At 64.4% G+C, this 13,367-nt stretch carries 10 protein-coding genes, 1 tRNA gene and 2 riboswitches; of the genes, 5 read left to right on the plus strand and 6 right to left on the minus strand.

The window, feature by feature from the left end; translation table 11 throughout:
* Positions 1–520 precede the first annotated feature (520 nt).
* The 4 genes from FKZ61_RS11020 to FKZ61_RS11035 form a co-directional block, all read right to left on the minus strand.
* Positions 521–1,906 carry an ABC transporter substrate-binding protein gene (locus FKZ61_RS11020; RefSeq protein WP_211358523.1) on the minus strand — a complete coding sequence of 462 codons (1,386 nt, stop codon included), beginning with the start codon at positions 1,904–1,906 and terminating at the stop codon, positions 521–523.
* Positions 1,907–2,006: 100 nt separating this feature from the next.
* Complete coding sequence (locus FKZ61_RS11025; RefSeq protein WP_141610178.1) at positions 2,007–2,849, minus strand: carbohydrate ABC transporter permease; 843 nt, start codon at positions 2,847–2,849, stop codon at positions 2,007–2,009.
* A gap of 1 nt (position 2,850) precedes the next feature.
* Complete coding sequence (locus FKZ61_RS11030) at positions 2,851–3,789, minus strand: carbohydrate ABC transporter permease (RefSeq protein WP_211358518.1); 939 nt, start codon at positions 3,787–3,789, stop codon at positions 2,851–2,853.
* Between the two features lie 445 nt (positions 3,790–4,234).
* Positions 4,235–4,307, minus strand: a tRNA-Arg gene (locus FKZ61_RS11035).
* 158 nt (positions 4,308–4,465) lie between these two features.
* Positions 4,466–4,588, plus strand: a riboswitch (glycine riboswitch).
* Between the two features lie 2 nt (positions 4,589–4,590).
* Positions 4,591–4,658, plus strand: a riboswitch (glycine riboswitch).
* Positions 4,659–4,760: 102 nt separating this feature from the next.
* Here FKZ61_RS11035 and gcvT point away from each other — a divergent pair.
* From gcvT to FKZ61_RS11050, 3 genes are all read left to right on the plus strand, one after another.
* Positions 4,761–5,852 carry a glycine cleavage system aminomethyltransferase GcvT gene (gene gcvT / locus FKZ61_RS11040; protein ID WP_141610179.1) on the plus strand — a complete coding sequence of 364 codons (1,092 nt, stop codon included), beginning with the start codon at positions 4,761–4,763 and terminating at the stop codon, positions 5,850–5,852.
* 94 nt (positions 5,853–5,946) lie between these two features.
* Positions 5,947–6,348, plus strand: a complete 402-nt coding sequence (gene gcvH / locus FKZ61_RS11045) for a glycine cleavage system protein GcvH (protein ID WP_141610180.1) — start codon at positions 5,947–5,949, stop codon at positions 6,346–6,348.
* Positions 6,345–7,631 (plus strand): ABC transporter substrate-binding protein, encoded by a 1,287-nt coding sequence (locus FKZ61_RS11050; RefSeq protein WP_170199574.1) that lies wholly within the window; start codon positions 6,345–6,347, stop codon positions 7,629–7,631. The genes gcvH and FKZ61_RS11050 overlap by 4 nt, the downstream gene beginning before the upstream one ends.
* 173 nt (positions 7,632–7,804) lie before the next feature.
* Here the strand turns inward: FKZ61_RS11050 and FKZ61_RS11055 are convergent, their stop codons facing one another.
* Both FKZ61_RS11055 and FKZ61_RS11060 read right to left on the minus strand, forming a co-directional pair.
* Positions 7,805–8,284 (minus strand): SdrD B-like domain-containing protein, encoded by a 480-nt coding sequence (locus tag FKZ61_RS11055; protein ID WP_141610182.1) that lies wholly within the window; start codon positions 8,282–8,284, stop codon positions 7,805–7,807.
* A 327-nt stretch (positions 8,285–8,611) separates the two neighbouring features.
* Entirely contained in the window at positions 8,612–10,393 is a 1,782-nt protein-coding gene (locus FKZ61_RS11060) for a matrixin family metalloprotease (RefSeq protein WP_211358519.1), read from the minus strand.
* A gap of 415 nt (positions 10,394–10,808) precedes the next feature.
* Between FKZ61_RS11060 and FKZ61_RS11065 the strand changes: the two genes are divergently transcribed.
* Positions 10,809–12,239 (plus strand): FAD-linked oxidase C-terminal domain-containing protein, encoded by a 1,431-nt coding sequence (locus FKZ61_RS11065; RefSeq protein ID WP_141610184.1) that lies wholly within the window; start codon positions 10,809–10,811, stop codon positions 12,237–12,239.
* Positions 12,236–13,363 carry an FAD-binding protein gene (locus tag FKZ61_RS11070; protein ID WP_211358520.1) on the plus strand — a complete coding sequence of 376 codons (1,128 nt, stop codon included), beginning with the start codon at positions 12,236–12,238 and terminating at the stop codon, positions 13,361–13,363. The genes FKZ61_RS11065 and FKZ61_RS11070 overlap by 4 nt, the downstream gene beginning before the upstream one ends.
* The last annotated feature ends 4 nt before the right edge of the window (positions 13,364–13,367 follow it).

The raw sequence follows: 13,367 nt of genomic DNA on the forward strand, positions 1-13,367 counted from the left end.
AGCACCACGGTCACGCAAAGTCGGACCAGACGTCGATACGGATTCGCTCTTGGGACATAACAAACTCCATGAAATGCGGCCTGCTGACCTGCGGGAGATCCCTTCTGGAGGCCGGGTCAGCCGCTTCACAGCCGCACCAAGACCGGCAGGGAACTGACAGGATTGTACGGTGGAACCCTGTCTCCTGTCAATCCAGGGGCCGGTTAGGTCTGGCGACAGGGGCGCAGGGCGGGTCTCTGGCCCGCCGAACGTGGCCGAATCCACCATCCGGGGTTCCACCGCGACCCACACCACGACGGAGGCTTCCACACCTGCCTGGGCGCTGGTTTTTGGTCCCATCCCGACCAACAGGAACAGCAGCCCCCAAACAAAATCACCAGACTGCCGGGGATTCGCTGGTTGGCCATGATCTCCGTTGGTCCAGGGACAGCCGATGGAGCCGATGGAAAGGGGGCGATGAACAGAATGGCCCGATCCTGAAACGGATCGGGCCACCGAATGCAATGGGCCATCGCCCGGCTCAGATGAAGCCCTGCTGGCGCCACTTCTCGAAGATGGGAACGATCTCCCCTTCTGCCCACGCCACCGCCTCTTCGGGCGTCATTTCCCCCCGGGCGGCCAGGGCAAACATGTTGGGAATGATGAAGGTGTCGAAGACCTCGCCGATGGCCGGGCTGGCCACCCCCGGATAGCCCACGTTGGTCGCCCAATCCTGGGCGGTGGCCAGGATGGCGTATTTGTCCGGCGGATCGGCCTTGGGATCTTCGGCCACCAGGTCGGCCAGGTCGGGCACAGTTTCCGGGAAGGAGGGGAAGTTGTAGAACTCGCTCTTGATGAAGGCCGTCCGATAGTCGGCGGTCAGGTCCAACAGGAACTTCTTGGCGCCCTCCACATTCTCGCTGAAGTTCCAGATGGCGTAGACGCCCATCACGTGCTCCAGGCCGATGCGCCGCACCGGACCGGCAGGGGCCGACCAGAGGCCGATGTTGCGGGCCAGCTCCGGGTCGTCCTTTTCGGCCGTGCGCAGGGCGGAGATGGCGTTGAGGATGAGGGAGCCCCGGCCGCTGAGGAGGAAGCGGTTGTTGGAGGAGGCATCCCACGCCAGGACCTCGGGTTCCATGGCCTCCTGGAAGAGGGCCACGCCCATCTTCACCGCCTCCACCGTCTCCGGCGAGTTGATGACCACGTTGGCGTCCTCATCCTGGACGGACGAGCCGTAGGAATACATCAGGGCGCGCAGGGCCATGTTGGAGTCGATGTCTGGCGAAATGCCGATGCCCAGGGGGTGGCCCATCTCTTTCAACTTGCGGCCCACCCGCAGGATATCCTCCCAGGTGTCCGGCGTGGAACCGGGCTCGGCCTGCTCCCACAGGTCGGTGCGCCAGTGGATGGGATCCGGTACCCAGTTGTCTGAAAAGCCGAACCATTTGTTGGTCTTGGGGTTGTAGGTGCTGGCCCGGGCCAGGGGATGCATCTGGCCGAAGCGGTTCTCCGCCTCCTCGATCACATCGGCGTGGTCGATCACTTCTGGCTCGAAGGCAGAGGGCGGGCTGATGAAACCGAAGAGGTCGTGCCCGCTCTGGGCGGCCACCTCGGCCGAAGCGCGCGCCAGCAGCTCCGAGAAGGCGATGTGATCCACGATCACCTCGGTGTTGTTCTCCGCGCCCCACTGCTTGGTGAATTCGCCGTCGAACCACTCATCATAGGCCGGCACGAAGTGGCTCCACTGGATGATCTTCAGCGTGGTGGGCGCCGCGGCAGCCGGCGCAGATTCGGCCGCGCTGCCCGCCTCCCCGGCCGGGGGCGTAGCCACCGGCGCACAGGCAGCCAACCCGGTGACGGCCAGCCCTGCTCCTACTCCTCTCAGAAAGTCCCGTCTCGAAATGCGTCTGCGTTGGCGGTCCATGGATATTCTCCTTTCGAAATCATCGAAAAACCCATGCTCCTGGAGAAACGAAAACCGATGGACAGAGAACCAGGCCGGGTTTGCCCCGGGGGACGCGCCCCTACTTCAGCGCGCCGCCGGTGATGCCGGCGATGAAACGGTCTAGAAAAGCGTTGTAGATCAGGGCGATGAAGACGCTGGGCAACAGGGCCGCGGCCATCAGCGAGCCCCAGTAGAAGACATCGCCCCGGATCAGGTCCGTGGGCACCCCAACGCTGATGGTCTTGTGGGCCGAGGATGAGATGAAGGTCAGGGCGTAGACGAACTCCTGGGTGGAGAGGGTGAAGGCGAAGATCACCGTGGTGAGGATACCCGAGATGGAAATGGGAAAGATGATGCGGACCAGCGCCCCCAGGCGGCTGCAACCGTCCACCAGCGCGGCATCCTCCAACTCCAGGGGAATGGATTTGAAGAAACCCATCATCAACCAGGTGCAGAAGGGCACGGTAAAGGAGGGATAGACCAAAACCAGCGACCAGAGGGAATCCTGCAGCCCCAGCAGGCTGATGACCCGGGAGAGGGGAATGAAGAGCAGGGTGGGCGGAATCAGGTAGGCCAGGAAGATCATGATGGCCAGGCGTTCCCCCCAGCGGCCGATGAGGCGGGCCAGGCTGTAGCCCGCAGGCACGGCCAGCACTACGGTGATGAGCACCACAATGATCCCCACCAGGCTGGTGTTCCCCAACCAGCGCACGTAAGGCGTGTTGAAAAAGAGCAGCCGGATGTGATCCAGGGTCGGTGGCTCGTTGAACAGGAATGGGTTGTTGGTTGGGTTATAGAGATCCCGGTTGGCCTTGAACGCGGTGATGACCATCCAGAAGAAGGGGAAGGCCGACAGCAGCGCAAAGCCGATGGCAATGCCATAGACCAGCAGGCGGGTGGCAAGCTTGCGGTTGAGGCTCATGTCACACTCCCACGTCAGTCCGACTGGCCAGCCGCAACATGAAGATGCTGGCGATCAAAAGCACCGGGAACAGGAACAGGGAAATGGCAGCGCCCTGGCCCAGATCGTTGGAGATGATACCGATCTGGAAGGCCCAGGAAGCCAGCACATGGGTGGCGTTGACCGGCGGCCCGCCCCGGGTGAGCACGTAGACCACGCCCATATCCGTGAAGGTGAAGACCACGCCGAAGAGCAGGGCCACACTCATGATGGGCAGCATGAGGGGGATCAGGATGTGGACCAGCCGGGTCCAGAAATTGGCACCGTCCACCGCCGCCGCGTCCATCACATCCTGGGGAATGGAGGTCATCCCCGCCAGCAGGATCACGGTGGCAAAGGGCAGCATCCGCCAGACGTGGACGAAGATCACCGCGGCCATGGCCAAATGCGGTTCGCCCAGCCACTGGGGAAAGTCGTAAGGCCCGATGATGTGGAGGGCCCGCAGCAGCCAGTTGACCACGCTGTACTGGGAGTCAAACATCCACTTCCAGCCGATGGTGCTGAGCGCGATGGGCGCGGCCCAGGGCAACAGGATCAAAAAACGCAACAGATTCCGCCCGCGGAACTGATTGGCCAGGGCCAGGGCCAGGATCTTGGCCAGCACCAACACCAACACCTGGGAGATGATGGTGAAGATGAACGTATTGGCCAGCGAGCGGCGAAACAGGGAACTCTGCAGGATGTCGATGTAGTTTTGCAGGCCCACGAAGCTGTAGTCAAAACGGCCGGCGATGGTGGTGTTGAGGCTGAGGTAGATGGCGTAAAAGAAAGGGACGCCGGTTAAGAGAAACACGAAGAGGACGGCCGGCGCCAGCATCAGGATGCCCAGCAGCCGTTCACTATCCACCACATGCCTGAAATCGAACCGTCGGACTTGAGGTTTGGGTGCGACCGCTTCCAAGGTTTCTTCCTTTCCTCCCCCCTGAGTCCACTGCAGAAACCACGGACTTCACCACTTTCTTTACACTTGGGTTCAGCCACAGATTCCATAGAAAACACGGATTACACAGATCGAGCTGGATAAAAATCTGTGTTCATCTGTGGGCTCTGTGATCGAATTCAATCTGCAAAGGTGGTGACAGATTTCGCCAGATTTCTCGCTGGGAGTCCTCTGCGCCTGCTGCGTTTCTGCGGTAAAAGAACGCCTTTTGCAGGGGAATCAAAAAAGAAAAACACCGACAACCAAGATGCAACCACCAGATACGACCAATGTGAGGGAATGGAACCGGGCCTGAAGCCAGAACCTGACCGGCAGACAGGAACCCACGTGGGGAAGATGTAGGAGGGCAGTCAGTTGGTTCCTGCCAGGACACCGTTGAAGACGGTGTCAGGGAGCCACAAGTCAGCACCCCCTCCAGGATTCGAACCTGGGACCCACAGATTAGAAGTCTGTTGCTCTATCCACTGAGCTAAGGGGGCAGGACGACACCTTTCAGCGCGATTGTAGCCAACATCCCGGCGAAAGTCAAAAAACAGCCGTTTTACCCTGGACACCGCCCCTGCCCACAGCGACCTGACCTTGCCAACATCTGCCGCTCCGGGTATACTGGCCCTGCAAAACCAGGATCGACAGCCGTTTGAAGAACACGAGAGAGCGCCTCCCAAAAGCCACCGGCCTGGGAGGCCGCCGAAGGTGCAAGCGCCATTCGCCACCCGAGGGATGGCGTGACTCTCTCAGGCAAAAGGATCGTGTTCGGACGGAACTCTGGAGAGAGCTCGCTGCAGGCGAGTCGCCGACGGGGATGAAACTCTCAGGCGCCAGGACAGAGTGGACACCGGGTAACTTCCTGGTATCCACTCTTTTTGATTGGCGCCTGGATGAAACAGCGCCTGTCTGGCCTGGACAGGGCCACCCACAGAAAGGACGACGGCATGCAACGAACCCGCCTCTACGCAACCCACGTGGCCATGGGCGCCCGCATGGTGGACTTCGCGGGCTGGGAACTGCCGGTTCAATACCCTTCCGGCCCCACAGCCGAACACCACGCAGTCCGCAACGCAGCCGGCCTCTTCGACATCGACCACATGGGCCAGTTCGAGCTGCGGGGACCCGACGCCGAAGCCTTCCTCCAGCTGGTCCAGGTCTACGATGTAGCCGCCATGCAGCCCTACGACGCCCATTACAGCCTGCTCACCTATGCCGACGGCACCATCGTGGACGACATCTTCCTCTACCGCCTCCCGGAACGCTGGCTGGTGGTGGTCAACGCGGCCAACCGGGCCAAAGACCTGGCCTGGCTCCAGGCCCACCTGAACGGCTTCCAGGTCACCCTGGACGACATTTCGGACACCACCTACATGCTGGCCCTGCAGGGGCCCAAAGCCGAAGCCATCCTTCAACGGTTGACCCCCGCGGACCTGGCCTCCATGCCCGCACGCACGGCCCGGGAAACCACCCTGGACGGCGTCCCGGTGCTCTTGGGGCGCACCGGCTACACGGGCGAAGACGGCTTCGAGATCTACGCACCCGACGCCCAGGCAGAACACCTCTGGCAGCGCATCCTGGAAGCCGGTGCCGACGATGGCCTCCTGGCCTGCGGCCTGGCCGCCCGGGACAGCCTCCGCTTCGAGGCCTGCCTCCCCCTCTACGGCCATGAAATCGACGCCGCCACCAATCCCCTGGAAGCCCGGCTGGGCTGGGTCATCGACTGGGGCCACGACTTCATCGGCCGGGAGGCCCTGCTGAAAGTCCGGCTGGAAGAGCCCCAGCGGCTGCTGATCGGCTTCGAAATGCTAGACCGGGCCGTCCCCCGCCAGGGATACCCCATCGCGGTGGATGGGGAGGTGGTGGGCCACGTGACCACCGGCATGAAAAGCCCAACCCTGGACAAATTCCTGGGGCTGGGGTACGTGCCCCGACAGCACAGCAAACTTGGCACCGAGCTGGAGATCCTGGTGCGGGGCACCCCTCGCCGGGCCCGGGTGGTCAGGCGCCCCTTCTACAAGCCCCGCTACAAGGGGTAAACGACGCCGCAAAGAAACGCCCCGCCAGGGCGGCACCGAACCCAACGCTTTCAGGTCACAATCCATTGCATGCACCATGACAGGAGACGAAACCATGGCGGACTACCAACTGGACAGCAACGCCAAGTACGCTCGGACCCACGAATGGGTTCGCATCGAAGATGGGCTCGCGGTGGTGGGCATCAGCGACGCAGCCCAGGACATGCTCAGCGACGTGGTCTATGTGGAGCTGCCCCAGGAAGGGGACGAGGTGGAAGCGGGCCAGGAGGTGGCCGTGGTGGAATCGGTCAAGGCCGCCGAGGATGTGATCGCGCCGGTCAGCGGCAAGGTGGTTGCGGTCAACCGCGCCCTGGAGGATAAACCGGAGCTGGTCAACGAGCAGCCCTACCAGGCCTGGTTCTTCAAGCTGGAGCCCACAGCCGCGTTGGAAGAGGAGCTGGCACAGCTCATGTCGCCCGAGGAATACGACCGCTTCGTCGACGAAGAGTCCCATTGAGGCGTTGTTCCCATCCGTTCAGTCGATATCTGGTCCTGCTGGCCCTTCTGGCCGGGCTCACGGCCGGCTGTCGCGCCCTGCCCCTGGAGATCCCCCTGCCCGACTTTCTGGCACGCCAGGAAGCAGCCCAGGAGGAGCCGATCCAGCTGCGTTGGGGAGGGGGGGCCACATCTCCAGGAGAGCGGGAACTGATTCAGGCACAGCTGGCCCGGTTCCAGGCCACAGAGGAGCGCATTACTGTGGAGGCCCGGTGGACAGACAACCTGGCCGAGACCCTGCCGGGTGCCCAGGCCACGGGCGAGGCGCCCGACGTTTTTCTGGCCACCGGCAACCTGCTCCCCCAACTGGTGGCCGACCAGGCCCTGGTGATCCTCCCCAACGACTGGATTCCAGCCGCCGACCTGTACCCGGGCCTGGAAGGGGCCTGGCTGCAGCGGGGCACGACGGCCTGCCTGCCCCGGGATCTTGCCACCCTGGCCCTGGTGTACAACCGGGAGCGCTTTGACAGCGCCGGGTTGACCTACCCGGACAGTAGCTGGGGCTGGCAGGAGCTCTACAACGCGGCCGCCGCCCTGACGGATGCCAACAACGGCCTGTACGGCCTGGTGCTGGCTGCCGATATCAGCCGCTGGCTGCCCTTCGTCTACCAGGCAGGAGGCCGTCTGCTCAGCGCCGACGGCCAGACCCTGGCCCTCCACAGCCCGGAGGCCCTGACGGCCACTGAGTTTTTCCTCTCCCTCTTCCAGGAGGGGCTGGCAGTGACTCCCGACCAACTGGACAGCACCTGGAACGGTGAAGGCTTTGGCCGGGGACGGGCCGCCATGACCCTTGAAGCGAACTGGATCGTCTCCTACCTGGCTGCGGAGTTCCCAGAGCTGCGCTATGGGGTGGCTGAACTGCCGGCGGGGCCGGCGGGACGGGCTACCCTGGCCTTCACCACCTGCTACGCCGTGGCCGCGTCCAGCCCCCACCGGAACGAGGCCGTGGCCCTGGCCGATTTCCTGAGCCAGCCCGGACATCTGGCCGAATGGGCAGAACACACCCTGCACCTACCCGGCCGGCGGACCCTCCTGCCCAGCTGGCGGGCCGCTCACCCCGACCTGGATGCCTTTGCCCGAGGAGTTGACTACGGGCAGCTCTGGCAATTGCCGTCCCCCCTCCAGGGGCTGATCCCCCTGGCCAACAGCGACCTGCAGGCCGCCATGGACGGCGACCTGACCGCGCAGGAGTTCCTGGACCAGCTGAACGCCCGGGGGCAGCGCGCCCTGGGCACAGGCCCCTGACAGGGCGTCCCCGACCATCCCTCCGACGCGGTGGAACGCCGATGAAACCGCAGGAGCGCCGGGAACGTGCAAAGCTCCCCAATAAAAAAGGCCCCGGCGCCAAACCGGGACCTTGAAGAGGCCACCCCGACGGGCACACCAGCGCCCGTCGCTCCAGATAACTGATGCCGAGCCTACCGCACCACCACCGGCAGATAGAGCGCAGTGCTCACATCCAGCAGGAATTCCGAAGCGATGGTCACCTCATCCAGGATGATCACCTGGGCATTGGCCTCCCCGTTCCGTTCTGACCAGATGCGATAGGTGCCGGGTTCCAGGTTGCGAAAGACAAACTGGCCGGCCTGGTCAGTCACCTCCACCATGATGGGCCGCCAATCTTCCGACTGCTGAGGCCAGGCCTCCAAAAACACCGGCGTATCCGCGGCCACAGGTTCGCCCACATCCAGCCTGCCATTCTGGTTCAGATCGGACCAGACCACGCCCGACAAAACCAGCCCCCCTGCTTCAGCGGCCTGAACGTGGCCGGGCTGCCCCACAGCCAGCAACAAAAGTGCCAGACCGACCCAGGCCAGCCAGCGAAAACGGGCGCTCCGCCTGCGGGCTTCTCTCGTCCTCTGGGTTAACTGCTGGAGATAATGATTTCGGCTCTGCATGTGTCACCTCTGTCTGTCTGCCTTGTGGCCGCTCTGCTCCATCCCGGAGCGCGTCTGTCTCTCCGTGGCTGTCACCCGGCAGGGTAACAGCTTTTGCTGTCCCCAATATATCCCAATTTTGCCGTTTGAAAGCCGTCAAAATGCTGTCAAAATGGCCATGAAGCAGGCAGAAAGACAGGAACGGCACCGTTTCGGTGCCGTTCCTGTCAAAAACATTTCCAGATGGGGAGTGGGTCAGAGATATTGTTCAAGCTCGTCGGTGCAGGATGGAGGGGCAGGACATGCCCTGTCCGTGACTCCGACGATTGCGAACCATGCCCGAATCGGTCAGCGTTCGACCAGGGGAAGGAACACGTATTGGAGCCCGGGCCCGTCGGAGGCCCCGGTCAGGCTGAACAGGGCAAACTGGGCAGCCCGATCTGTGGTCACCGAGAGCCAGTTTTCGTCCGGGTTGCGATCATAGGCGGCGGGATCGGTAGCCACGTCGGTCCACTCATCCTCGGGCCGCAGGCGGTAATACAGGTACAGGGAGGTCTCATCCAGGCCGGCCACGGCCTGGTCGCTGTAGTGCAGGGTCACGGTGATGGGTTTGAAGAAGCGCAGCCCGACCACCACTTCCCCCTCCTGTTCCGCCTCCAGGCTGAAGGCGTGGTTGGCATACTGGAGGCCGGCCAGGGCGCTGGCGTCCACCAGGGAAATGGGAGCATAACGCAACAGGGTGGGCCGATCCACCGCCCCGCTGGGCACATCCACATCCACGGATACAGGCCCAGGCTGGTTCACCTGCAATTTCACATGGGCGTCCGGGTTGACCAGCACCTGGGTGGGTGAGCCCGACGTGGGCGTCGGTGTGGGCGTGGTGGGCTCCACGGTCAAGGTCGGCGTCAGGGTGACGCGAGCCGTGGGCGTGGGGGTGGGAGTCGGCACCGTGGGCGCCGGTGTGGGCGTGGACGACGGCGTAGGGGTGGGGGTGGGCACCGTCGGCCCGCAGGGCACGCTGTTGCAGGGGTAGATGAAGCTGATGCCGGCCCGATCGTTTGGGTGAAGGGTACGGCGAATGCTGGCCGGCCCCATGGTGATGGAGGCATACATCACCGAATCGGGCTCGCTGTCGTGCCCCAGGGCCAGCCAATGGCCCATCTCGTGGATAACCACGCTTTCCAGGTCCAGTTCGTTGTAGGCGGGCGACCCCACTGCATCCCAGCGCAGATCATCGTTGAGCCAGATGTCCGCCTCTCGAATGTACCCGGTGCTGGAGCTGTACCAGACCTGGGCCATCCCGGCGGCGCCATCCGTCCCCTGATGCATGAAGAGGATCTCATTCGCCTGGTTGTAGCCGATGGCGGTGGAGTCGGTGGGGCCGTCGTACACCAGCAGGAAGTCAGCCGTTTCGACCTGATTCCAGACGTCCGCAGCAGCCAGGATGGCCCGCAGGAAATCCTCGGCCGTGCCGTTGTCACCGTTCACCTGGTCAGTGTTGATGTTGACCCGGAAGTGCACCTTCGGGCTGGGGCCTTCCCAACGAAGCTCCCGGTAAACGAAATCGGCCGCCTGCACCGGCGACGGCGGCACCTGGGCCTCGCGCGCCTGCCAGTCGGCGGGGAGGCTCACAGGGCGCCCCTGCCCATGTAACCGGTCTACGATGGCCTGGAGCAGGGCCTCCAGGGTATACGACTGGCCATGCCCGGAGATGGCGTGGCCGTTGACCACCGTGAACACCCCCTCATCGCCGCCGACCACCGTCCACCCATCGCCCTGGGGGGCCAGGAGCAGCAGGACCTCTTGCCCCACCGCCAGGCGGGCCGCATGGGCCACCAGCAGCGCCACATCTTCCTCCGGCAGCGTACCGCCCGGGGTCTGCACCCACAGGGGTGAAGGAGCCTCGCCGGCCACCGGGTAGTGCACCTGGATCTGATTGTCGGTCACCAGGGCGGTGTGATCCTGATTCCATCGGCTCTGGGTAGCGGCCACCTGGCCCCGCACGATGAGGGGCGCAGCGTCCACCAATGCCAGCGCCTCGCCGCCCGTCTCGTCCTGTGCCACGGCGCTACGGCCATCCAGCAGGACGGTGGCAAGGGTGAGGGTCAACACCATGGGTAGAAACAGCAACGAAAAAATTGCAACCGCGATTCTTGGGGTATGGGACATCGGGCCGCCTTGATGATTCATAGTTAACTCCGCTATTAGAACACCGCAGAAATCCGGCAGGCGTCAAGCGCTTCTCGACTCTCGCGGTGATCTCCTCCTTTTGGGATGGTGCATCTGGACGATGCACGCTCTCTACTCCCAGTATGACGGGCCCGGGAGGAAAATGCATGGGGCCAATGTCGAATCCATCTTGGGCGAATGATGGATCTACTTTTTTCCCAGGATGAACATACCCTGGGGCAAAAGTCCTAGTGTAAATGTATGGCCCAGGTGAATTGACCGGGCAGTGGCGGATGCGCTACAATCGAATCACCCACAATCTCACGTCAATGGTCCACCCGTGTTTGGTTGACCTGTGCCCAAAGGACATGCTCGGATGGTAACCGCTCCGTTTTTCGCCGCCCTGGCCCGACTCATCCCCCCGCAGCGGCTCCTGCAACGCCCGGAACAGCTGGCTCCGTATGAATCGGACGCCCTGACGGCCTTCCGCGCCCGTCCGGCCGCCGTGGTTCTGGTGGAAAGCCAGCAGGAAGTCATCGACGTAGTTCGCCTCTGCCATGAACACGGCGTCCCTTTTGTGGCCAGAGGCAGCGGCACCAGCCTCTCCGGGGGCTCCCTCCCCCTGGCCGACGGCATCGTCATCGCGCTGAACCGGCTCAACCGGATCCTGCAGCTGGATCCCCGGCAGCGCATCGCGGTGGTGGAACCGGGGGTGATCAACCTGGACGTCACCAAGGCGGCCGCGCCCTACGGCCTCTACTACGCACCCGATCCCTCCAGCCAGCTCATCTGTACCATCGGCGGCAACGTGGCCTTCAACTCCGGCGGCGCCCACTGCCTGAAGTACGGCATGACCAGCAACCACGTGCTGGGCATCAAGGCCGTCCTGCCCGACGGCGAGGTGGTGGAGATGGGCGGCCCCAGCCTGGAGAACGTGGGGCCCGACCTGCACGGCTTCTTCGTGGGCAGCGAGGGCCTGTTCGGCATCGCCCTGGAGATCACCCTGCGCCTCCTGCCCAAGCCCGAGAGCTACCGCACGGTGCTGGCCGCCTACGCCAGCCTGGAGGCCGCCGGCGACGCCGTGGCCCAGGTGGTGGCCTCTGGCCTTTTGCCCGGGGCCATGGAGATCATGGACCACCTGGCCATCCAGGCGGCCGAGGCCGCCGTCCATGCCGGCTATCCCCAGGACGCCGCGGCTCTCCTGATTGTGGAGCTGGAGGGCGAGCAGATCCAGGTAGACGCCGAGTTCCAACAGCTGATGCAGGTGATCCAGGCCAGCGGCGCCACCGAAATTCGGGTGGCCCACGACGAGGCCGAACGGGCCCGCATCTGGAAAGGGCGCAAGGGCGCCTTCTCCGCAGTAGGCCGCCTGAGCCCCGACTACATCGTCCAGGACGGCGTGGTGCCCCGCAGCCGCCTGGGCCAGGCCCTGGCCCAGATCGAGAAGCTCAGCCAGGCCTACGGTCTGCGGGTGGCCAACGTCTTCCATGCAGGCGACGGCAACCTCCACCCCCTCATCCTCTTCAACGGCCGGGAGCCAGGCGCCCTGGAACGGGCTGAGGCCCTGGCCGGCGAGATCCTCCGCATGTGCATCGAGCTGGGTGGGTCTATCACCGGGGAACATGGCGTGGGGATGGAGAAGCGCCAGTACATGCCCGAAATGTTCAATGAGACGGACATGGCCGTGATGCACCAGGTCCGCCGCCGGGTGGATCCCAAGGAACTGGCCAACCGGGGCAAGATGTTGCCGGGCATGGCCCCCCACCCGCAGCCCATCCAAACGCAGGAGGTGATGGTACAACCATGAAGACGCCAACCATGGATGCCTCCGTGCAACGGCTCCGGCCCACCACGGTGGAAGAGGTCCAGGAAGCCGTGGGCCGCCATCCCCGGATCAAGCCGGTGGGCAACGGCAGCAAACGTGCCCTGGCCCGTCCTGGACCCGGGGAAACCGTGTTGGAGCTGGGGGGGCTTGCCCAGATCCTGGAGTATGAGCCGGCCGAATACACCTTCACTGCGCTGGCCGGCACGCCCGTGGCCACCATCCAGGCCGCCCTGGCCGAACATGGCCAGTATCTGCCCTTCGACCCGCCCCTGGCTGAACAGGGCGCCACCCTGGGCGGCACTGTGGCCGCCGGCCTGAGCGGATCCGGCCGATATCGCTATGGCGGCGTGCGAGACTTCCTCCTGGGCGTGCGCTTTGTGGACGGCCAGGGACGCCTGGTGCGAGGCGGCGGCAAGGTGGTCAAGAACGCCGCCGGCTTCGACTTTCCCAAGCTCATGGTGGGCAGCCTGGGCCGGCTGGGCGTGCTGGTAGAGGTCTCGTTCAAGGTCTTTCCCCGCCCCCCTGCCTATGCCACCCTGGTTGTCCCCCGCCCCTCCCTGGAGGACGCCCTGGAGACCCTGGCCAGGGTGGCCACCGCGCCCCTGGATGTGGAAGCCCTGGACCTGGTGCCCGGTGAACAGCCCCAACAACAGGCGACCCTCCACCTGCGCCTGGGCGGCCTGCCCGAGGTGATGGCCGCGCGGGCAGACCGGCTGCGAGAGTTCGTGGGCGGCGGCGAGCTGTACCAGGGCGAGGAGGACGCGGCCCTCTGGCGTCAGGTGGCCGGGTTCCAGTGGGCGCCGGCAGACCATACGGTGGTCAAGATCCCGGTCACGCCGACCACCATTCCGGCGCTGGAGGAGCGCCTGGCCTCCGTGAACGCCCCCCGGCGCTATGCCGTGGGCGGCCACCTGGCCTGGCTTGCCTGGCCTGGCCCCCTGACCCAGCTGGACAGATGGCTGGCGGAGCTGGGGCTGGGCGGCCTGGCGATCCTGGGGTCGGCCGAGCCGGTGGAGCTGGGGGTGCGCCGGGGGCTGCCCTTTTTGCGGCGCATCCAGGAAGCGCTGGATCCGGAGAAGCGTTTTTCAACCACAGAGCGGACATAGTACC

It is taken from the genome of Litorilinea aerophila, from assembly GCF_006569185.2.
Taxonomy (GTDB): Bacteria; Chloroflexota; Anaerolineae; order Caldilineales; family Caldilineaceae; genus Litorilinea; species Litorilinea aerophila.

Excerpts from the sequence above, each read along its gene's own strand:
- gcvH (WP_141610180.1), top strand. The coding sequence starts at position 5,947 with ATGGCGGACTACCAACTGGACAGCAACGCCAAGTACGCTCGGACCCAC.
- FKZ61_RS11055 (WP_141610182.1), bottom strand. The coding sequence starts at position 8,284 with ATGCAGAGCCGAAATCATTATCTCCAGCAGTTAACCCAGAGGACGAGA.
- FKZ61_RS11025 (WP_141610178.1), bottom strand. The coding sequence starts at position 2,849 with ATGAGCCTCAACCGCAAGCTTGCCACCCGCCTGCTGGTCTATGGCATT.
- gcvT (WP_141610179.1), top strand. The coding sequence starts at position 4,761 with ATGCAACGAACCCGCCTCTACGCAACCCACGTGGCCATGGGCGCCCGC.
- FKZ61_RS11020 (WP_211358523.1), bottom strand. The coding sequence starts at position 1,906 with ATGGACCGCCAACGCAGACGCATTTCGAGACGGGACTTTCTGAGAGGA.
- FKZ61_RS11065 (WP_141610184.1), top strand. The coding sequence starts at position 10,809 with ATGGTAACCGCTCCGTTTTTCGCCGCCCTGGCCCGACTCATCCCCCCG.
- FKZ61_RS11070 (WP_211358520.1), top strand. The coding sequence starts at position 12,236 with ATGAAGACGCCAACCATGGATGCCTCCGTGCAACGGCTCCGGCCCACC.